The organism is Ilumatobacter fluminis, from assembly GCF_004364865.1.
Classification (GTDB): domain Bacteria; phylum Actinomycetota; class Acidimicrobiia; order Acidimicrobiales; family Ilumatobacteraceae; genus Ilumatobacter; species Ilumatobacter fluminis.
Genome location: NZ_SOAU01000001.1, coordinates 4,542,759 through 4,562,865, shown reverse-complemented (window position 1 = coordinate 4,562,865; position 20,107 = coordinate 4,542,759). Strand labels below are relative to the sequence as shown.

The 20,107-nt window shown below is 66.1% G+C and carries 16 protein-coding genes; 10 read left to right on the top strand and 6 right to left on the bottom strand.

What is annotated here, in order from left to right; genetic code table 11:
• Positions 1-134 precede the first annotated feature (134 nt).
• Positions 135-1,013 carry a 5'-3' exonuclease gene (locus BDK89_RS20520; protein ID WP_133870737.1) on the top strand — a complete coding sequence of 293 codons (879 nt, stop codon included), beginning with the start codon at positions 135-137 and terminating at the stop codon, positions 1,011-1,013.
• A gap of 89 nt (positions 1,014-1,102) precedes the next feature.
• Here the strand turns inward: BDK89_RS20520 and BDK89_RS20515 are convergent, their stop codons facing one another.
• On the bottom strand, positions 1,103-2,251 hold the full coding sequence (locus tag BDK89_RS20515; protein ID WP_133870736.1) for an IS30 family transposase: 1,149 nt from the start codon (positions 2,249-2,251) through the stop codon (positions 1,103-1,105).
• A 222-nt stretch (positions 2,252-2,473) separates the two neighbouring features.
• Here BDK89_RS20515 and BDK89_RS20510 point away from each other — a divergent pair, with 222 nt between their 5' ends.
• The 6 genes from BDK89_RS20510 to BDK89_RS20485 all read left to right on the top strand — a co-directional run bounded on the left by BDK89_RS20510 (position 2,474) and on the right by BDK89_RS20485 (position 9,773).
• The gene (locus BDK89_RS20510) at positions 2,474-3,235 is read left to right on the top strand and encodes an ABC transporter ATP-binding protein (RefSeq protein ID WP_133870735.1); all 762 of its coding nucleotides are present in this window, start codon (positions 2,474-2,476) and stop codon (positions 3,233-3,235) included.
• Positions 3,232-3,945, top strand: coding sequence for an ABC transporter ATP-binding protein (locus BDK89_RS20505; protein WP_208294149.1), 714 nt, complete (start codon positions 3,232-3,234; stop codon positions 3,943-3,945). The genes BDK89_RS20510 and BDK89_RS20505 overlap by 4 nt, the downstream gene beginning before the upstream one ends.
• A 4-nt stretch (positions 3,946-3,949) precedes the next feature.
• Positions 3,950-4,840 (top strand): branched-chain amino acid ABC transporter permease, encoded by an 891-nt coding sequence (locus tag BDK89_RS20500; RefSeq protein ID WP_133870734.1) that lies wholly within the window; start codon positions 3,950-3,952, stop codon positions 4,838-4,840.
• Positions 4,841-4,843: 3 nt separating this feature from the next.
• Positions 4,844-6,133 (top strand): branched-chain amino acid ABC transporter permease, encoded by a 1,290-nt coding sequence (locus tag BDK89_RS20495; protein WP_133870733.1) that lies wholly within the window; start codon positions 4,844-4,846, stop codon positions 6,131-6,133.
• A gap of 135 nt (positions 6,134-6,268) precedes the next feature.
• Entirely contained in the window at positions 6,269-7,831 is a 1,563-nt protein-coding gene (locus BDK89_RS20490) for an ABC transporter substrate-binding protein (RefSeq protein ID WP_133870732.1), read from the top strand.
• 445 nt (positions 7,832-8,276) lie between these two features.
• Complete coding sequence (locus BDK89_RS20485; RefSeq protein WP_133870731.1) at positions 8,277-9,773, top strand: ABC transporter substrate-binding protein; 1,497 nt, start codon at positions 8,277-8,279, stop codon at positions 9,771-9,773.
• 200 nt (positions 9,774-9,973) lie between these two features.
• Here the strand turns inward: BDK89_RS20485 and BDK89_RS20480 are convergent, their stop codons facing one another.
• The 5 genes from BDK89_RS20480 to BDK89_RS20460 form a co-directional block, all read right to left on the bottom strand.
• Positions 9,974-10,792, bottom strand: coding sequence for a transposase (locus BDK89_RS20480; protein ID WP_133870730.1), 819 nt, complete (start codon positions 10,790-10,792; stop codon positions 9,974-9,976).
• Positions 10,793-10,990: 198 nt separating this feature from the next.
• Positions 10,991-11,593: a GTP-binding protein gene (locus BDK89_RS20475; protein ID WP_208294148.1), complete on the bottom strand. Its 603-nt coding sequence runs from the start codon at positions 11,591-11,593 to the stop codon at positions 10,991-10,993.
• Positions 11,577-11,969 (bottom strand): DUF742 domain-containing protein, encoded by a 393-nt coding sequence (locus BDK89_RS20470; protein WP_133870729.1) that lies wholly within the window; start codon positions 11,967-11,969, stop codon positions 11,577-11,579. The genes BDK89_RS20475 and BDK89_RS20470 overlap by 17 nt, the downstream gene beginning before the upstream one ends.
• A 6-nt stretch (positions 11,970-11,975) precedes the next feature.
• Positions 11,976-12,392 carry a roadblock/LC7 domain-containing protein gene (locus BDK89_RS20465; RefSeq protein ID WP_133870728.1) on the bottom strand — a complete coding sequence of 139 codons (417 nt, stop codon included), beginning with the start codon at positions 12,390-12,392 and terminating at the stop codon, positions 11,976-11,978.
• Positions 12,392-15,334, bottom strand: coding sequence for a HAMP domain-containing protein (locus BDK89_RS20460; RefSeq protein ID WP_166657739.1), 2,943 nt, complete (start codon positions 15,332-15,334; stop codon positions 12,392-12,394). Before BDK89_RS20460 ends, BDK89_RS20465 begins: the two co-directional genes overlap by 1 nt.
• A gap of 400 nt (positions 15,335-15,734) precedes the next feature.
• Here BDK89_RS20460 and BDK89_RS20455 point away from each other — a divergent pair, with 400 nt between their 5' ends.
• The 3 genes from BDK89_RS20455 to BDK89_RS20445 are packed head-to-tail and all read left to right on the top strand — an operon-like array spanning position 15,735 to position 20,056.
• Entirely contained in the window at positions 15,735-17,006 is a 1,272-nt protein-coding gene (locus BDK89_RS20455; RefSeq protein WP_133870726.1) for a hypothetical protein, read from the top strand.
• A complete protein-coding gene (locus BDK89_RS20450) occupies positions 17,006-18,790 on the top strand; it encodes a GspE/PulE family protein (RefSeq protein ID WP_133870725.1) in 1,785 nt (594 codons plus the stop codon). The genes BDK89_RS20455 and BDK89_RS20450 overlap by 1 nt, the downstream gene beginning before the upstream one ends.
• 27 nt (positions 18,791-18,817) lie before the next feature.
• Positions 18,818-20,056 (top strand): type II secretion system F family protein, encoded by a 1,239-nt coding sequence (locus BDK89_RS20445; RefSeq protein ID WP_133870724.1) that lies wholly within the window; start codon positions 18,818-18,820, stop codon positions 20,054-20,056.
• Positions 20,057-20,107: the final 51 nt, after the last annotated feature.

The window sequence follows — 20,107 nt, the reverse complement described above, 5'->3', positions numbered from 1 at the left end:
CCCGTCGGTCGGTGTCGGTTCGGTTGATGTCAGACCAGAACCGACCGGGTCGTCGTGGGCCGACTTCGTGGGTGGTCGGTTCTCGTCTGACATCAACCGAGACATCGACCGGCGAGGGGGTACTGTCGGCCGGCATGAAGGTGCATCTGGTCGACGGGACGTACGAGCTGTTCCGGCAGCACTTCGGGTCGAAGAACCGGCGCGGTGAGTCGGGCTCCGATTCGGGGCCGTACGACGCGACGATCGGGGTGCTCACCTCGACGCTGCAGCTGATCGAGGACGGCGCCACCCACGTCGGTGTGGCGAGCGACCACGTGATCGAGTCGTTCCGCAACGAGCTGTGGGACGGCTACAAGACCAGCGAGGGCATGCTGCCCGAACTGCTCGAGCAGATCCCCCTCATGGAAGAGGGTCTGATGGCGATGGGCGTCACCACGTGGGCGATGGTCCAGTGGGAGGCCGACGACGCGCTCGGCGCGGCGGCCGCGGTGGCCGACGCCGACGAACGGGTCGAGCAGGTGTTGATCGTCACGCCCGACAAGGATCTCGGCCAGTGCGTGAAGGGTCGCCGGGTCGTGCAGTACGACCGGCGCAAGCGCGAGATCATCGACGAGGACGGGGTGCGCGAGAAGTTCGGCATCGAGCCCGAGTCGATCCCCGACTACCTCGGGCTGGTCGGCGACACCGCCGACGGCTTCCCCGGCCTGCCGGGCTGGGGCGCCAAGAGCACCGCCGCCGTGCTCGCGCGTTATACCCACCTCGAGAACATCCCGACCGAGGCGAGCCTGTGGGAGGTCGAGGGGTTGCGGGGCGCCGCCAAGTTGTCCAAGACACTGCAGGACAACATGGAGTTAGCGGTGCTGTTCCGCATCATCGCCACCGTCGACCTCGACGTGCCGGTCGGCACCGTCGACGAATGGGAGTGGCAGGGCCCGACCGACGACTTCGCCGCCTTCTGCGACCGCATGGGCGTCCCCGCCCTCGCCGGTCGAGCCGCCGCCCTCGCCGGCTGAACAGAAGGGGTCAGGCACCTTCTGTTCTCAGGAGTCCGGGCGACGCGACGAACTGAGAGAACAGAAGGTGCCTGGCTGGATTCCAGTGGTCAGTGCAACACGAGTTGGTCGAAGACTTCTAATGGTGTCAGGAAGCTGTGGCGTTTGCGTGGCCGGTTGTTGAGTTTGTGAGCGATCGCGTCGAGTTGTTCTTGGCTGAACTGGGACAGGTCACTGTCTCTGGGTAGGTATTGGCGTAGCAGCCCGTTGATGTTTTCGTTGCTGCCTCGTTGCCAGGGAGCGTGCGGGTCGCAGAAGTACACCTTCATGTCGGTGGCCATCGTGAACCGGCGGTGAGCAGCCATTTCGGTGCCGCGATCCCAGGTGAGTGTTCCCTGCAGCACGGCCGGCAGGGTTCGGACACGTGCTGCGATCGCGTCCGCGACGTGATCGGCTTGTTTGGTGCCAAGTTTGGACAGCATCACGAGTCCGGTGGTGCGCTCCACGAGCGTGCCGACCTGGGAGCCGTTGTTGCGACCCATGATCAGATCGCCTTCCCAATGGCCAGGCACCAGACGGTCCTCGATGTCGTCGGGACGTTCCGCGATCGACACCAGGTCCGGGATCGAGGACTGGTCCCGGTTCCGAGCCGTGACCGGGCGGGCCCGGCGATGCTGAGGTTGAGTACGTAGACACGCAGCGAGTTCTTTACGGAGCCCGCCCCGACCATGCACATACAACGCTCGATAGATCGTTTCGGGGGACACTCGCATCGTCTCGTCGTCGGGAAACTCGAGCACCAGCCTGGCACTGATCTGTTCCGGCGACCACTGCTCGAGATCAAGCCAGCACGCAACCACCATCGCCAGCAACGGGAACTGCTCGAACTTGAACAACTTCGGTCGCTTCGCACGCTGCTGAGCGGCCAGATGCGCAGCAACCGCCCGATACTCGTCGCGGCCACCGTTGTTGTTGATCTCACGGCCCACCGTTGAACGATGCCGATCAATCCGACGCGCGATCTCAGCGTTGGAAACCCCTTCCACGATCCCACGAGAGATCTCTTCCCGGTCGGTCAACGTCAACCGGCTCACTGATGTGTCACGAACCTGTTTCTCCACCTCGGGATCATGAGCAATCCGACGCACCGTTGTCGAAGACAACCCGAACCGTCGAGCCACCCCAGCTTGTGTGTGACCATCGGCCACCAACAACCACACCCAACAACGAACCTCATCAGCAACACGCTGTCTCGGCATGAACACCTCCAAAAGATCAAGGTGTTGCAACGACCCTCGGAACCCAGCCTGACCCCTTCTGTTCGGGGAAGTTCAGCTCTGGTGTGACCGGCGGCACACCTTCCACGTATGATCAGCTCCGGTTGGTCCGACCGACGTTCGTTTGTTTAGGTTGTCCGACTCGTAAGGGGATGGCTGTCGACCCGCCGGCAGTCACACAACAACATGGGGGAGGACGAGAGCATGGCAATGCTCGAAGTCGAGGGCATCACCGTCAGATTCGGCGGCCTACAAGCCCTCTCGTCGTTGTCGTTCACGATCGACAAGGGCCAGATCGTCGGCCTGATCGGCCCGAACGGCGCCGGCAAGACCACGCTGTTCAACGTCATCAGTCGCATCTACGACCCGACCGAGGGGTCGGTCACGTTCGACGGCAAGGACCTGCTGGCGATCCCGCCGCACAAGATCTCCCGTGAGGGCGCGTTCCGCACGTTCCAGAACCTGGCGCTGTGGCCGCGGATGAGCGTGATCGAGAACGTCATGGTCGGCGCCCACACCAAGAGCAAGCAGAACTTCTTCACCGCCATGCCGCGCATCGGTCTCGGCAAGGAGGAGCGTCGGCTCAAGCTCGAGGCGTGGGACATCCTCGGTCAGCTCGGCCTGCACGACGTCGCCTTCCAGGCGTGCGCCGGCCTGCCGTACGGCACGATGAAGCGCATCGAGTTGGCCCGCTGCCTGATCGGCCACCCGAAGCTGCTCATGCTCGACGAGCCGGCGACCGGCCTGACCCATTCCGAGGTCGGTGAGCTGTCCGACCTCATCAGCCGGATCCGCAGCGAGTTCGACCTGACGATCCTCCTCGTCGAGCACCACATGGGCATGGTGATGAGCATCTCCGAGAAGCTCGTCGTGTTGAACTTCGGTCAGAAGATCGCCGAAGGCCTGCCGAAGGAAGTGCAGCAGAACCCCGACGTGATCGAGGCCTACCTGGGAGCTCCCGCATGAGCGAACGAATGCTCGACGTCTCCAACCTGACGGCCGGCTACGGCCCGGTCTCGGTTCTGCGGGGCATCGATTTCCACGTCAACGAGGGCGAGGTCGTCGTCATCCTCGGTGCCAACGGCGCCGGCAAGACGACCACCCTGCGAGCCCTCTCCGGCATGATCGACACCGCCGGTTCGGTCAAGTTCGAAGGCGAAGAGCTGGTCGGCCAGCCGCCGCCCAACATCGTGCGCAAGGGCATCGCCCACATCCCGCAGGGTCGTGGCACGTTCCCCGAGCTCTCGGTCGAAGACAACCTCCACGTCGGTGCGTACATCCGCAACGACAACGAGATCGACGCCGACATCGAGAAGTGGTACGAGGTCTACCCGGTGCTCAAGAACCGGCGGAACCAGACGGCCGGTTCGCTGTCGGGTGGTGAGCAGCAGATGCTCGCCGTCGCCCGGGCGCTCATGAGCCGCCCTCGCATGGTGTTGCTCGACGAGCCGTCGCTCGGTCTGGCACCGTTCCTGGTGCAAGACCTGTTCCAGCGCTTCGGTGAGCTGAACCGCGACACCGGCACCACGCTGCTCGTCGTCGAGCAGAACGCACAGCTCGCGTTGGGCATCGCCCATCGCGGCTACGTCCTCGAAGCCGGCCAGATCGCGATCCAGGGATCGGCCGACGATTTGATGCACGACGACGCCATCCGGCGCGCGTACCTGGGGGTCTGACCACATGGATTTGTTCCTGCAACGCCTGTTCGACGGCTTGGCCAACGGCTCCGCCTATGCGCTCATCGCCGTCGCACTGGTGCTCATCTTCAAAGCGACGACGCTGATCAACTTCGCCCAGGGCGAGTTGGCCATGCTCGGCGCCTTCATCTCGCTGCAGCTCTGGTATTGGGGCGTCCCGATGTGGGGTGCGGTGGTACTGGCGATGCTGATCACGGCGGTGCTCGCCGCCGGTGTCGAGCGGACCCTCATCCGCCCGTTCGACCCGAAGGATCACCTGCCGCTCGTCATTATCACGCTCGGCTTGTTCCTGCTGATCAACGCGTTGGCCGGCATCATCTGGCGCTTCGACCCACGCCAGTATCCGGAGCTGTTCCCGTCGGGGAACGCCCTGAACATCGGCAGCCGCGGCCTGTCGTGGTACGCCGTGTTCACGATCGGCCTGACGGTGCTCGTCATCTTCTTGCTGACGGTGCTGCTCAACAAGTCGAAGGTCGGCCTCGCCTTCCGTTCGGTGTCGTCGAACCTCGAGTCGAGTGAGTTGGTCGGCATCAAGGTCGGCTCCACGCTGCAGTTCGGTTGGGCGCTCGCCGCCGCCGTCGGCACGCTCGGCGCCTGCGTCTACGTGTCGAACCCGCTGCTGTCACTCGAACCGTCGGTCATGCTTCGTGTGCTGATCTTCGCCTCGTCGGCGGCCGCCCTCGGTGGTCTCGACAGCATCTGGGGCGCCCTCGTCGGCGGCCTGGCAATCGGGTTCGTGCAGTCGCTGCTCGTGCAGTACCTCGATTTCATCCCGACCGAGATGAGCCTCGCCGCCGCCGTGGTGGTGCTGCTGATCATCCTCTTGTTCAAGCCAGCCGGCCTCTTCGGTACGGCGTCGGTGGAAAGGGTCTGACCAATGGCGACCAAGTACATCCTCGCCGGCACCTCCCAGCACAAGATCTGGAAGTACGGCACCTGGGGCCTGTTCATCCTGCTCGTGATCCTGGTGGCGTTCGCCTACGTCGACACCGGGTTCATCGAGATCGGTGGCAACAAGTACAACATCTCGATGATCCGCCTCAGCAAGGCGGTGGCGTTCGCCGTGGCGATCCTCGGTCTGCAGTGCGTGGTCGGTTTCACCGGCCAGGTCGCACTCGGTCAGAGCTTCTTCGTCGGTTCCGGCGCCTACCTGACCGCCTGGCTGGTGGCCGATCATCAGTGGCCGTATCTGCTGACCCTGGTGGTGGTGATCCCGGCGTGCTTCCTGATCGGCATGATCCTGGGTCTGCCCGCCTTGAGAATCAAGGGCCTGTACCTGGCCCTCGTCACGTTGGGCATGGCTGCGGTGTTCCCGTCGATCGTGAAGCTCGACTCCCTGTCCGACAAGACGGGTGGTTCGGGCGGCAAGTCGACCGCCGAGTCGAAGCTGGAGGCTCCCGACTGGGCGGCCAGCATCTTCGACGGCATCGCCGGCGCACTGCAGCAGATCCCGTTCTTCGGCCAGTACTTCGGTGAGGGCGACCTGTCGAGCCGTGAGGCCGACCGCATGTGGAAGTTCCTGATCTTCTCGATCGTCGCCGCGATCTGCTTCTGGCTCGTGAACAACCTGGTGAAGAGCCGGCCCGGTCGTGCGATGCGTGCCATCCGCGACAACGAGACCGGTGCTGCCGTGTCGGGTGTCGATCTCGCCATGACGAAGACGCTCGCCTTCGGTGTGTCGTCGGCGCTCGGTGGTGTGGCCGGCACGCTCTACGTGATGGAGGTCGGCATCGCCTCGCCGGACGACTTCACGCAGCTGCTCGCGATCAACCTCATCGTCGGCCTGGTGGTCGGCGGTGTCGGCACCTTGTCAGGTGCCGTGGTCGGCGGTCTGGTGGTGGTGCTGATCCCCGACTGGGCGGCCTCCACCGAATCGGCGGCGTTCGTGCCGCAACGCTGGCTGCAGGGCCCGACCGGCGGCTTCCTGCTCGGCCTGATGCTGATCATCCTGACCTTCGTCCTGCCGGGCGGCATCGTCGCCGGCTTCCGCAAGCTGCGGGCCCGGTTCGTGCAGGTCGTGCCTCGCCCACCCGACGGCTCGGTGCCTGCCGCGTTCGCTGCGGCGACCGCCGGTGCCACGACCGCCGGCGAGGCTATGTTGTCGTCCGAGAGCGACGACGAGCTGGTGCACTCCGGCCCGTCGGATGGAGGCTCGACCGACGAATGATCGACGGTCGGGGTGCGGGGGCACCTCGACCCGACAGATGTGAACACGGCCGGTGGGCAATGGGGCCACCGGTCTTCACAACCAGCGACCGCTCCGGCGGTCGCAACCAACAACCACAACCCAAGGGGGAAATACATGAGCAAGCGCAAGGGGATGCGGTTTGCCGCTGCCGTGCTGTCGCTCTCGCTCGTCGCCGCTGCGTGCGGTGGGGACGACGACGAAGACAGCGGGGACGACTCGACCGAAGAACCCGCTGAGGAGCCCGCGGAGGAGCCTGCTGACGACAGCGAGGAGCCTGCCGAGGAGCCCGCCGACGATTCCGACATGGACGAAGGCGACGACTCCGACATGGACGAAGGCGACGATTCCGACATGGACGAGGGTGACGACTCCGACATGGACGAAGGCGACGACGACATGTCCGACATGGAAGAGCTGCCGCTCGAGGGCGAAGTCGAAGTCGCTGCGGGCACCGTGCTCAACCTGCCCGAGTGTCCCGACGACTGGAACCCGCTCCAGGGCGTCGAGGGTGACGAGATCCGCGTCGGTCAGACGCTGCCGCAGTCGGGTGCGCTCGCTGCGTTCGGCGCCATCGGCGAGGGCATGCAGATGTACTTCGACTACGTGAACGAGACCGACCCGATCGAGGGCAAGGAAATCGTTCTGGTCACCAAGGACGACGGCTACGAAGCCGGCCGTGCCGTGGCCAACGTCGAAGAGATGATCGACACCGAAGACATCTTCGCGTTCGTGCACTCGATCGGTACGCCGGTCAACTTCGCGATCCGTCCGATCACCGACGAGAACTGCGTGCCGCAGCTGTTCAACTCGACGGGCTTCCCCCTGTGGGGCGACCCGGCGAACTACCCGTGGACGATCGGCAACATCCTCAACTACGTCACCGAGACCGAGATCTGGTGTGGCGCCATCATCGACGAGTTCGGCGAGGGTGCGACCGTCGCGGCGTTGTACATGAACAACGACTTCGGCACGACGTACAAGAACACGATGGACAACAGTGAGGCCTGCGCCTCGCTCGACGTCGTCGAAGAGGCCTTGCACGACCCGGCCGCCGACTCGGTGCAGAACGAGATGACGACGCTCATCTCGTCCGATGCACAGGTGTTCCTGGCCGGTACGACGGCGGCGTTCTGCCCGCAGACCGTCGGTGCCGTGGCTGCTTCGGACTGGCGTCCGCGCTACTTCATGTCGTACACCTGCAACAACCTGTCGAGCTTCTTCGCTCCCGTGCAGGATGCTGCCGGCCTGCTGGCCGACGAAGGTGCCGGCGTGCGCATGACCAACTCCAACAAGGTCTGTGGTGACCCGGCGTACGCCGACGATCCCGCGATCCAGGAGACGGAGCAGATCCTCGCCGACTACGGCGGGGTGAGCTGTGCGGACGGTTCGTACTCGACGGGCGTGCTCTACGGCCAGTTCGTGGAGGACGTGTTGCGTTCGGCAGCGTCCATGCCGGGTGGCCTGAACCGGGTCAACCTGATGGCTGCTGTGTGGAACGGCGACTTCACCAACGACCTGCTGCTGGGCGGCACCCTCCAGACCGACGGCGTCAACGACGCCTACTGGACCGAGGCTGCGCAGATCCAGGAGGTCCAGGTTCAGGACGGTGGACTCACCTTCGTGAACGCCGGTGACTTCGTCGACCTCGAAGGTCAGGGTGGCAGCTACGAAGGCTGACACGAACTGACCTGAGTTCCGGAGAGGCCCGGGGTGCAAGCCGCACCCCGGGCCTCGTCGCGCCCCACCCCGGGGTCGGGTGTCGCAGGGAACGGCGACGGAAAGGAACCGGGTCGGGTGTCGCAGGGAACGGCGACGGAGTCGACGTTTCCGGAGATCACCCGACTCCGGTGGCGACGGTGCGAACCCGATCGTCGGGTCGGGTGATCTCCCGAAACGCCTCGGCTGCGCCTCGTCGTTCCGTACGACACCCGACCCGGTGGGGCTCGCCTCGCCGTTCCGTACGACACCCGACCCGACATGAACGTGTCTTGCTCCGATTCGTCGTTCGGTCGGTGGTGGTGTCAACATGCGCCCTGGCGGGGGTCGAGTGGCACCCGCCGCGGTCGCTCCCCCCGACTTCGTGGCCGCTGTTGTTACCCCCAACTACCCCCGAAGGATGGATATGAGTAAGCGTTTGGTCCGCGTCTCCGCGGCCGTTCTGTCACTCTCGCTCCTCGCTGCCGCGTGCGGTGGCGACGATGACGACACCAGTGACGACACCTCGTCGGAAGAAGCCGACGAACCCGCTGCCGACGACGGTGACGACACCGCCGACGAGCCTGCGGGCGACGACACCGCCGACGAACCGGCCGGTGACGACGACACGGGTGACGAGCCCGCTGCCGACGGCGAGGCCCTGCCCCTCGAGGGCGAGGTCGAGGTCGCTGCCGGCACGACCCTGAACCTGTCGGAGTGCCCCGACGACTGGAGCGCCACGCAGGGCGTCGACGGTGACGAGATCCGTCTCGGCATGACGTTGCCGCAGTCGGGCCCGCTCGCCGCGTTCGGCCAGATCGGCGAGGGCATCCAGATGTACCTCGACTACCTGAACGACACCGACCCGATCAACGGCCAGGAGGCGACCCTCGTCCTGAAGGACGACGCCTACGAGGCCGGCCGTGCGGTCGCCAACGTCGAAGAGATGATGGACACCGAGGACGTGTTCGCGTTCGTGCACTCGATCGGTACGCCGGTGAACTTGGCGATCCGTCCCATCACCGACGACAACTGCGTGCCGCAGCTGTTCAACAGCTCGGGTTTCCCGCTGTGGGGCGACCCCGCCAACTTCCCGTGGACGATCGGCAACATCCTCGACTACTCGACCGAGACCGAGATCTGGTGCCAGACCGTCGTCAGCGAACTGGGCGAGGGAGCGACCGTCGCTGCGTTGTACATGAACAACGACTTCGGCAACACCTACAAGGCGACCGTCGACAACAGTGAGGCCTGCGCCTCGCTCGACGTGGTCGAGGAGCAGACCCACGACCCGGCCGCCGACTCGGTGCAGAACGAGATGACGACGCTGATGGCGTCGGAAGCTCAAGTGTTCTTCGCCGGCACGACCGCTGCCTACTGCCCGCAGACCGTGGGTGCCGTGGCGGCGTCGGACTGGCGTCCGCAGTACTACATGTCGTACACCTGCAACAACCTCTCGAGCTTCTTCACGCCGGTGCAGGACGCTGCCGGTCTGCTGGCGGACGAGGGCTCGGGCGTGCGCATGACGAACCTCAACAAGGTGTGTGGCGACCCGCAGTTCGCCGACGACCCGGCGATCCAGGAAGTGGAGCAGATCCTGGCCGACTACGGCGACGTCAGCTGCGCCGACGGTTCGTACTCGACGGGTGTCCTCTACGGCCACATCGTGGAGGACGTGCTGCGTTCCGCCGCGGCGATGCCGGGTGGTCTGAACCGCGTCAACCTGATGGCGGCGGTGTGGAACCTCGACGAGACCGATGACCTCGTGCTCGGCGGTACCCAGCGCACCGACGGTGTCAACGACGCCTACATCCAGGAAGCCGCCCAGGTCCAGGAAGTCCAGGTCGTCGACGGCAGCCTGACCTTCGCGGGCATCGGCGACCTCGTCGACCTCGAAGGCCAAGGCGGCAGCTACTCCGGCTGACCCCTCGCTGTCGAACTGCCACGAAGGCCCCGGGCAACGCCCGGGGCCTTCTCGCGCCCAGGGGTCAGGTGTCAGAGGTGACGACTCGCATGGGGGTCAGGTGTCAGAGGTGACGCCTCGCATGGGGGTCAGGTGTCAGAGGTGACGACTCGCATGGGGGTCAGGTGTCAGAGGTGACGACTCGCCCTCTGGGCGAGGCGTTACCGGCGATCACCTGACCCCGGACCGGCAACCTCGGTCGAGTACTCGAGCACGGCTCGGAGACGATCGACCACCGGGCCCAACTCGTCCGTCCGACGCCGGGCGCGATGTCGCGCCGTTCGCTCGTTCTCGGCAGACGCGAACCCGAGCTCGCGGATCAAGGTCTGCGACAACGTCGCCTCGGCACGGTCGGCGAGCAGCAGCACGATGTCGCGTACGTCTCGATCACGCGATGATCGCATCCCGCGTACCTCGTCGATGGCGAGTCGCGCCATCTCGACGATCTGCTCGGCGTCACTCCGACCGTCGTCGATGAACCGCCGGTATCCGTCGCTGCCGCCGAACAAGTCGACCACGTCGCTGGTCAGCCACGGCGGCTGGTGGCCGGTGACGATCGCTCCATGGCTCGACCAGCCGTAGCGGTCGATGTCGTATCGGTCGATCGCGACAGGATTCAGTGCGACGTAGCGAATCGTCGCGATCAGCTGCACGTCGCCGGCGATCGGGACGTCGTGGTATCGCCCGGCGAAGACCGGTCCGATGCGCCCGTGCCGCTTGTTGAACGCCTGGCTGTATCGCTGAGCGAAGCCCTTCATCAGGCGACCGAGCTGGTCGGCGCTCGCTTCGACGATGAAGTGGTAGTGGTTCGTCATCACGCAGTAGGCGTGAACGGAGGCCTCGGTCTGCGCCAGCGCCATCTCGAGTGTGGCCAGGAGTTTGCGTCGGTCGGCGTCGTCGCGAACGACGGGTTGTGACGCGACGCCGCGGTTCATGATGTGGAACCAGCCGGTCGGGCTGAATCTGCCGGTGCGTGCCATGGGCCCAGTGTGAGCCGGGGGTGTGACAACGCTGTTTGGTTACTGACCGATCCCGGGTCAGGTGACCGCCGGTAACGCCTCGCCCTGGGGGCGAGGCGTCACCTTTGGCACCTGACCCGGAACTTGGCGAGTCGTCACCTCTGGCACCTGACCCGGAACTTGGCGAGTCGTCACCTCTGGCACCTGACCCGGTCGGGGTTAGGCGTGGGTGGTTTGGGCTTTGGCTCGTTCTCTCCTCAGCGCCAACTCGACGAGGGAGATGAGGCCTTGTTTGGCGTCTTGGCGTTCGCGGGCGTCGCAGTAGAGCATCGGCACGGCTTCGTCGACCTGGACGGCTTCACGGACCGCTTCGATGGGGTGGCTGCGCTGGCCGTCGAACGGGTTCACCGCCACGACGAACGGCACGCTGCGTGCCTCGAAGTAGTCGATCGCCGGGAAGCAGTCGCCGAGTCGCCGGGTGTCGGCCAACACGACCGCACCGATCGCGCCACGGGACAGCTCGTTCCACATGAAGTGGAATCGTTCCTGACCCGGCGTACCGAACAGGTACAGCACGATCTCCGGCGTGAGTGACACTCGGCCGAAGTCCATGGCGACCGTGGTGGTCTGCTTCGTCGAGATCTGGGAGAGGTCGTCGTGCGTGGCCGAAGCCGACGTCATCGTCGCCTCCGAACGCAACGGTTCGATCTCCGAGATCGTGTTGACGAAGGTCGACTTGCCGACGCCGAAGCCGCCGGCGACGACGATCTTGACCGGGATCTTGTTGCCGGTCGGGGGCTGGTGGTTAGAGGTTGCGGACACCGTCGAGCACCCTTTCCAAGAGACTGCTGAAGTTCTGAGTCGGTTGCGGGACGTGGAGGACCACGGCACCGTCGTCGACGAGGTCGGCGACGAGGACGCGGGCCACGCCGATCGGGAGTTCGAGCCGGGCCGCGATCTCGATCAGGGCCGTCGGCGCCTGGACGAGTTCGATGAGCCGTGCGGCTTCCCAGCGATACGCGCCGACCAGTTCGTCGGCACGATGACTCGCTTGAATCTGGGCTTCGAGACTGATGTCGGTCTCTGCGCCGGTTCGTCCGCCGGTGATGGCGTACGGCCGGATCAGGCGACCCGTCTCGTCACCCTCGTCGTGTTCGACATCGTCGAACTCGACGTCGAGGGTGTTGTCGTTCGTCATGGTCGGTCACCCCCGAGAGAGCATGAGGCACTTCAGTTCTTCACGGACCTCGGGCGTGAGCACTTCACCGGCGCGCTCGGCGAAGACGGCCATCTCGTAGCCGATCGTGCCGATGTCGGCGTGCTTCGTGGTGACGACGCACATGAGTGAGCCGTCACGGATGCCCGTCACGAACATCCAACCGTTCTCCATCTCGATGATGACGTTCTGGACGGCGCCGGCGCCGAAGCGTCCGGCCGACCCGTATGCCAGACCGATCATCCCGGAGGCGACGGCGGACAGTCGTTCGCTGGCTTCTCGATCCACGCCGTCGGACACCGCCAGCGGGAGCCCGTCGGACGACACCACGACCGCCTGTCGGACGGCGGCGACTTGCTGGACGAAGCGTCCGACGAGCCAGTTGAGGTTGTCTGCAGCATTCATCAGCGATCCCCTCCGAGATCAGGATGGTCGTGACCAGCGGGCTGGTCGTCGGTGATGGAGTCGGTGCCGAGTGCCGAGCGGAATTCGGTCTGGAAGGCACGGAGCCGGTCGCGGAGTGCGTCCGGGTTGCCGCCGGCGGCCGTGGCGAGGGGTTCCTCGACCGGGGCGACGGGGTCACCGACCCGGGTGCGGGTCGGCAGGGCGCCGTTCGACGAGGCGGACGGCTGGTTGTTCGCCGCAGCGTCGAGGCTGGCGGAGAGACGGTCGGGGCCACCGTCGGGGCCTTGACCCGGGGTCCGGGTCGGGAGGCTCGGCGCGAGGTCGCGGGGAGCCGGTTCGGGAGCCCCATGGGCGGTGGTCGGGGCGACCGGCCGCTGCGACGGGCTCATTGCGGTGTTGGGCGGGGCTGGTGGGACATCGAATTCTCCGGTCGGTGCCGCCGTCGGGGGCGGCAGGGTCGGCGCATCGAACGTGAGGCCACCGAGCTGGGGTGCCGGTGCCTCGGTCGACTCGTCGGCTCCCACCTGTGCCGCGAGGTCGGCGATGTCGAGGCCGCCGAGCATCGGCGCGGGCGCCTGCTCGTCGGTCTCGGTTTCCCGGGTCGGGAGATCGTCGGAAACGTCGACTCCGTTGTCGGTTCCTTCGACACCCGACCCGGTTCCCGCCGGGGTCGAGGGGGGCTCCGCCACGACGGCGTCGTCGGCGACGTGGTCGGAGTCTCCCGCGATTTCGTCCGTGTTCTGCTGCTCGTCGCCGTTGTTGGAGCCGGCGGCCATGCCGCTCTGGAAGGCGGCGAGGTTGAGCGACATCGCACGCCAGTCGGCGGCGGCCACGGGGCGCTCGTCGTCGGGGTCGTAGATGTCGGATGGCGTCTCGTTGATCGGTTCGGCGACCGGGGCCTCGTCGTGGGTGACGGGCTCGAGCGGCTCGGCCGGTTCGAACGACTCGTCGACGGGGGCGCCGGTGGTGTCGTCCCAGGCGACCATCCGCTCGATCTCGGCGGCGTCGGGGGTCGGCACGGCAGCGGCGTCGAGCGTCGGGGCGACACCGTTCAGCGTCGGCACGTCACCAGCAGCGGTCGCAGCGGCGGGCATCGGCTGGTCGGCGTCGATCGGGCCGAACAGGGCCGGCGGGATGAGCACGTCGACGATCAGGCCCGGGTTGCCCGGGGCGAGGGTGACGCCGATGTTGTGCTTGTTCGCCAGCAGCGACACGACCGACATGCCGAGCGTCGACTCGACCGACAGACCGACGATCGGCGGGTCACGCAGCAGTTCGTTGAGCTGCTTGAGGCGGTCGGAGCCGATGCCGACGCCGCCGTCGAGGATGCGGATCATGTAGCCGTTCTCGGTGAGGCGGCCGCCGACTCGCACGTAGCTGTCGGGCGGGCTGAACGAGGTGGCGTTGTCGAGCAGCTCGGCGAGGAGGTGTGAGATGTCGGCGACGACGTTGCCGCGCACCTGGAGCGACTCGAGGGCTTCGATCTCGATGCGGCGGTAGTCCTCGACCTCGCCGATCGCGGCACGCACGACGTCGTCGACCTCGGTCGCCTTGACCCGGCGACGCTTCGGTTCGGCGTTGGCCAGAACGAGCAGCGACTCCGAGTTGCGGCGCATGCGGGTCGCCATGTGGTCGAGCTGGTAGTAGTTCGCCAGCACTTCGGGGTCGTCGACCTCGGCTTCGAACTCGTCGAGCATGGCCAGCTGGCGGTCGATCAGCGACCGGTTGCGGCGGGCCATGGTGACGAAGATGTCGGACACGCCACGGCGGAGCACTTCCATCTGCTCCTGGGCGACGTCGACGAGGGTGTCCTGCAGCGAGTTGAACGACTCGGCGAGCTCGTTGAGTTCGTCGTTGCCCTTGACGGGGATCGGGTCGATCTCGGGCAGCTTGCCCTTGCCCTTCGGGTCGTTGATGGCGGTGACGAGTGCGGGCAGCTGCTCGGTGGTCACCTGGTTGGCGCCCTTGGCGACGGCCTTGATCCGCTTCGTGATCGAGCGGGCGATCAGCCAGGCGAGGAACACGGCGACGGCGCCGACGGCGATGACGATGCCGGTGCGGCGGAGGGTGTCGGAGCGGGTGGCGGCGGCTTCGGCGTCGGCACGTTCGACGATCGAGTCGGCGACCTGCACCTGGTAGGCGACGCCACCTTCGACGAGCTGTGCGAACTCGGTCGGGTTGTAGTCGGGGTTCTCGCCGGCCTGGGCCGAGCGGATCACCGAGTCGAGATTGGAGCGTTCACGGGCGATGGCCGGCGTGAAGCCCGACTCACGGAACGTGGCCTGCCAGTCTTCGGGGGCGATCGCCTCGAACTCGCCGAGCACGGCTTCGAGTTCGGCGAACTGGTTGCGGGCGCTGGAGAGCGGGGTGAGGTCGCTCGGGTCGGCCTGCCAGGTGGCGACGTCGTGGAGGATGATGTCGGCAGCCAGCTTGGCCTCGGCGAGCTTCACGACGGCGAGCAGCTCACGGCCGAGCTGCGGGTCGCCGGCTTCGGAGGGGAGCAGCTGGCCGACCGAGACGAGCTCACGGCTCGCCTGGGCGTAGGCGTCGAGCGGGTCGATCTCCACCTGGAGGTCGGGGGCGATCGTCACCATGTCGAGGTTGCGCCGGGCGGCCGACAGGGCGGAGCGACTGGCGGTGATGTGGTCACCGGCTGCTTCGGCGGCGCCGAGCTGGGCCGCTTCGTCACGCAGCTCGTTGATGGCGGCGTCGGTCGCACGACGGGCGGCGGTGTCGCTCGCCATCGTCGGGTCGGCTTCGTTCTCGATCGCGGTGAGCGCTGCGGTGAGTGGCTGCCAGATGGCGCCGAGGTCGGCGCCGTTCTCGGCACTGTTGATGTCGTCGAGGTCGCTTCGGACCGTCAGCGCCAGCAGGGCGGCAACGGCGATGACCAACGGCAGTGCCGCGACGAGCATCTTCTGAGAAAGCTTGAGGCGTCGCATGGTGTCGGGGTGTCCTCCGTGGCTAGGTCGTCCGACGGCGTGACCGGGCGGTGACGCTCGGTGTTCGTATGTTGCCGTCGCACTCCTATCGGGGGGTCGGTCGACTATCTTGAGAAAATGCGAACACTCACCCCACAAGAGTGCGAGCATGGGGAAACGTCACTGACCGGCGGAAACTGCAGTGGCCCGGCGATCTCCCGCTTCGAGATCAACGGAACGTCTGCGGTTTCTCAAGCTTCCCGAAGCTGCGGCCGATAACAGACGTGAACCTCGAACGGGTTCGCCGGGAGGCGTGCCCCGACACCGAAGCAATCGATCCGGCGCGAGCGCAGCTCCCACCTGATCGATGGGGTTCGCCGCCACGATCCCCGTGGCGGTCCAGCGGGAGGATCGTGAGTACATGACATCGGAGATCGACGAGTTTCGAACGAGTCTCGTGGCTGCTGTGCAGGCCGAGCTCGAACGTCACGCGTCCGCTGTCGTGGCCGAGGTCGATCGCCTGCGCGATGAGAGCCGCCGCGAACGCGAGGAGCTCCGTGCCGAGTTCACCGGGCAGATCGCCGAGTTGGCCCAGGCCATCGAGCAGTCGCAGGCGAGGGCCGAGCAGCGCGTCGAGACGGCCAAGACCCAGTTCGAGTCGCGTCTCACCGACGCCGATCAGCGCCAGACCCGCCGCCTCGACGAGGTGACGGCCGGCCTGCAGGGCATGGTCGCCGCGGAGGCGCGGCCGATCCTGTCCGATCTGCGTGAGGAGAACGAGGAGATCTCCCGCCGTATCGAGGGGCTCGACACGAACCTGCGCAAGTTCGACGAGCAGGCGGCCCGCATGGTCACCTACTTCAATGACGCCACTTCCCAGATGGAGGCTCGTCAGGACGAGTTGGCCGAGAAGATCGAGCTCGACATGAGCACCAAGGTCGACGACCTGACCCGCCTCGTCGAAGAGAACGACTCGGCGGTGCGCAAATTCCAGAACGAGGTCGGCCAGTCGGTCACCCAGCGCCTGAACGACGCCGAGGACCGTTTCAACAACCGGCTCCTCGCGGCCCAGAGCCGCATCCAGGAGGAGTCGGGCCAGAAGATCGCCGAGATCGACCTGCACGTGAGCCGCGTGAGTTCGAATCTCGACGAGTCGTTGGCCGTCATGAACGACCGCATCGCCGCGGTCGACGATCGCTTCGTCGAGTACGAGCGCCAGATCAAGCACATCGAGGAACAGGTCGAGGGCATCGACCAGGACGCGCTCGATGAGTTGAAGGAGAAGATGTCGACCGCTGCCGGTGAGGCGATGCTGGTCCGCATCGAGATGGAGCGGCTCGAGAAGGGCGTCAACGAGCGCACCGACTCGCTCGCCGTTCGCATGACCGAGGTCGAGACGAGCCTGCAAGACCAGGTGATGGACGTGTCGACCGCCGTGCAGCTCGACCGGTTGGAGGAGATCGAGCGGGCCCTGGCCGAGATCGATCCGACCCAGTTCCTGCGGGCCGACGGGCCCGATCCGACGGTCACCAAGCCCGGTTCGTTCGACGACGACGACCCATCCGCGTCGGGTGGGGGATACGAATCGGTTGAGAACGGCACCGGAGGTGCCGATAGCTCGTACGAGCCCGACCTCTCGGCGATCGTCGCGAGCGACGACCGCACCACTGATCACAGCAACGAGGACTCCTGATGGCGCTGCGCAGCAAGTCGAAAGAAGACAAGAAGGCACCCGAGGCCGCTGCCGACGCGCCCGCCTCGGGTGGCGCCGGCGAGGTCCCGCAGGGGCCGTCGGTCGAGGAGTGCGCGGCGGTCGGCCAAGCCCTGGTGCAGGGCGGCAACCTGGCCGGCGAACGCCTGGCCGAGGCGCTGGTCGACGGTGAGGGCGACCTCTGGAAGTTCGGCAACATCATCCTCTCCAAGTACGGCGTCGGCCGTGCCGAGTACTCGCAGGCCCTCGGCGCCGCGTGCGGCGTGCCCGTCGCCGACGCCCGGCTCGACCCCGACAAGGAGTTGGCCGAGAAGATCGACGAGAAGGTCGCCCGCAAGTTCTTCTTCGTGCCCTTCTCCGAGGAGGGCGGCAAGCTCACCGTCTGGAGCGCCGACCCGGCACCGAAGCGTCGTGCCGACGCCGAAGCCGCGGCCGGGCAGAAGTTCGAGTGGTTCGCCACCGACCCGAAGGCGATCACGTCGCACATGGAGCAGATGTGGCGCTCCGATGCCGACATCGGCCGCCTCGTCGCCAGCTTCCAAGACGCCGACGCCGCCAGCCAGGCCGCCGACGACGCCGTCAACGAGATCAGCCTCGACGACCAGGCGCCAGTGGTGCAGCTCGTCTCGCGCATCGTCGGCCAGGCCCTGCGCGACCGTGCCTCCGACATCCACATCGAACCGCTCGACAAAGACGTGCGCGTCCGGTACCGCATCGACGGTCAGCTGGTCGAGGCCGTGCGCCTGCCGCACTCGGCCCACAACCCGCTGGTGTCGCGCCTGAAGATCATGTCGACGATGAACATCGTCGAGAAGCGCGCCCCGCAGGACGGCCAGTTCTCGACCACGGTCGACGGTCGCCCGCTCGACGTGCGTGTCTCGACCGTCGCCACCGTGTTCGGTGAGAAGGTCGTCATGCGTCTGCTCGACAAGAGCAAGTCGATGGTGGGCCTCAACGAGCTCGGCATGCCGCGCGAGACCTACAACGCGTTCTCCAAGATCGTGCACCAGCCGTACGGCATGGTGATCTGTGCGGGCCCCACCGGCGCCGGCAAGACGACCACGCTGTACGCGACCCTGCTCGAGATCAACTCGGGCGGCAAGAACGTGACCACGATCGAAGACCCGGTCGAGTACGTGTTCCCCGGCATCAACCAGGTGGGCACCAACGAACGAGCCGGTCTCACCTTCGCCACCGGCCTCAAGGCCCTCCTCCGACAGGACCCCGACGTCATCCTCGTCGGTGAGGTCCGCGACGCCGACACCGCCCGCATCGCCGTGCAGTCGGCGCTCACGGGCCACTTCGTGCTCTCCTCACTGCACGGCAACGACTCGGTCGCCGCCGTGCACCGACTGCTCGACATGGGCATCGAGGCGTTCCTCGTGGCGTCGGCCGTCGTGGCCGTCGTCGCCCAGCGTCTCGTGCGTCGCATCTGCGACAACTGCAAGGAAGAGTACGAGCCGACCGCCGACGAGATCGCCGTGTTCCGGCAGCACTCGGGCGGTTCCGACAAGGTCCACTTCTTCCGCGGCGCCGGCTGCTCGTACTGCTCGGGCACCGGCTACCACGGCCGCATCGGCGTGTACGAACTCCTGAAGGTCACGCCCGAGCTCCGCCGCCTCATCGTCGGTTGGGCCACCACCGAAGAACTCCGTCGTCTGGCCGTCGCACAGGGAATGCGAACGATGCTGCGTGAAGCCATGCAGCTGGTCGAAGACGACGTCACCACCATCCCCGAAGTCGTCAAGACGCTGTTCGCCTCGTAGCACCCGGGCGGAAGGAAACACCACAACATGCCGAAGTTCGCCTATTCAGCGATCGACGCCACCGGCGCCGAGATCGAGGGTGCCACGAAGGCCGACACGATCGGCACCGCGCGCCAGCTCCTGGTGGAGCAGAACCTCTACCCGATCCGCATCGAAGAGTCGCGCGGCATGCTCGACTTCGAGCTGACGAAGGAAAAGGTCAAGAAGAAGAACCTGATGAACTTCACCCGCCAGCTGGCGGTGTTCATCAAGGCCGGCATCCCCATCACCGAGGCGCTCACGACCATCGGCGACGAGACGACCGACACGGCATTGCGTCGTGCCATCACCGAGATGGTCGACGACCTCCGCAACGGCGGCTTGTTCTCGTCGGCGGCGGCACAGCACCCGACGGTGTTCCCGGCCTACTACATCGGCATCCTGCAGGCCGCCGAACTGACCGGCCGCCTCGACGAGTCGCTCGACTCGTTGGCGAGCTACATCAATCGTGAGATGGAAACCCGCTCCAAGGTCGTCTCAGCGCTCGCCTACCCGATGGTCGTCATGGTGATGGCCCTGTTCACCGTCATGGTGCTCGCCGGCTACGTGCTGCCGCAGTTCAAGCCGCTGTTCGAAGAGCTCGACGCCGAGCTGCCACTCCCGACGCGGATCATGTTGTTCTTCGCCCGCTTCTTCGGCGACCTCTGGTACATCACGCTCATCGGCTTCCTGCTCTTCGTCGGACTGATCGTGTTCCTGACGTCGCACCCGACCGGCAAGGAACTCTGGCAACGCTTCTCGCTGAAGATCCCGATCATCGGTGGCATCATCGAGTACTCGATCCTCGAACGCTTCTGTTCGGTGCTCGCCACCATGTTGCAGGCCGGCGTCGCCGTGCCCGCCGCCATGGAGACCACGACCGAGGCCGTTTCGAACGTGGTGTACCGCGAACAGCTCGAGATCGCCCGGCAGCAGATGCTGGAGGGTTCGGGTTTCAGCCAGCCCTTGATCGAGACCGAGTTGTTCCCCGGTGCCGCCCGCCAGATGTTCAAGGTCGGCGAGGAGACCGGTACGTTGGATGACCAGCTCGAGGTGGCCGCCGAGTACTTCAACCGTGAGCTCGAGTACCGCATCAAGGTGTTCACCACGATGTTCGAGCCCATCATGATCATCTTCGTCGGCGCCGTCGTCGGCTTCGTCGCCATCGCCCTCGTCAGCGCCATGTACGGCGTCCTCAACGGAGTCCAAGAAGACGCCGTCAGCACCGTGGTTCGCAAGGTTGCGTAATGCCAACCAGCATCGGGTCAGGTGTCAAAGGTGACGACTCGCCCCCTGGGC

Coding starts and splice junctions, on each gene's coding strand:
- BDK89_RS20520 (WP_133870737.1), top strand. CDS start 135: ATGAAGGTGCATCTGGTCGACGGGACGTACGAGCTGTTCCGGCAGCAC.
- BDK89_RS20515 (WP_133870736.1), bottom strand. CDS start 2,251: ATGCCGAGACAGCGTGTTGCTGATGAGGTTCGTTGTTGGGTGTGGTTG.
- BDK89_RS20510 (WP_133870735.1), top strand. CDS start 2,474: ATGGCAATGCTCGAAGTCGAGGGCATCACCGTCAGATTCGGCGGCCTA.
- BDK89_RS20505 (WP_208294149.1), top strand. CDS start 3,232: ATGAGCGAACGAATGCTCGACGTCTCCAACCTGACGGCCGGCTACGGC.
- BDK89_RS20500 (WP_133870734.1), top strand. CDS start 3,950: ATGGATTTGTTCCTGCAACGCCTGTTCGACGGCTTGGCCAACGGCTCC.
- BDK89_RS20495 (WP_133870733.1), top strand. CDS start 4,844: ATGGCGACCAAGTACATCCTCGCCGGCACCTCCCAGCACAAGATCTGG.
- BDK89_RS20490 (WP_133870732.1), top strand. CDS start 6,269: ATGAGCAAGCGCAAGGGGATGCGGTTTGCCGCTGCCGTGCTGTCGCTC.
- BDK89_RS20485 (WP_133870731.1), top strand. CDS start 8,277: ATGAGTAAGCGTTTGGTCCGCGTCTCCGCGGCCGTTCTGTCACTCTCG.
- BDK89_RS20480 (WP_133870730.1), bottom strand. CDS start 10,792: ATGGCACGCACCGGCAGATTCAGCCCGACCGGCTGGTTCCACATCATG.
- BDK89_RS20470 (WP_133870729.1), bottom strand. CDS start 11,969: ATGACGAACGACAACACCCTCGACGTCGAGTTCGACGATGTCGAACAC.
- BDK89_RS20465 (WP_133870728.1), bottom strand. CDS start 12,392: ATGAATGCTGCAGACAACCTCAACTGGCTCGTCGGACGCTTCGTCCAG.
- BDK89_RS20460 (WP_166657739.1), bottom strand. CDS start 15,334: ATGCGACGCCTCAAGCTTTCTCAGAAGATGCTCGTCGCGGCACTGCCG.
- BDK89_RS20455 (WP_133870726.1), top strand. CDS start 15,735: ATGACATCGGAGATCGACGAGTTTCGAACGAGTCTCGTGGCTGCTGTG.
- BDK89_RS20450 (WP_133870725.1), top strand. CDS start 17,006: ATGGCGCTGCGCAGCAAGTCGAAAGAAGACAAGAAGGCACCCGAGGCC.
- BDK89_RS20445 (WP_133870724.1), top strand. CDS start 18,818: ATGCCGAAGTTCGCCTATTCAGCGATCGACGCCACCGGCGCCGAGATC.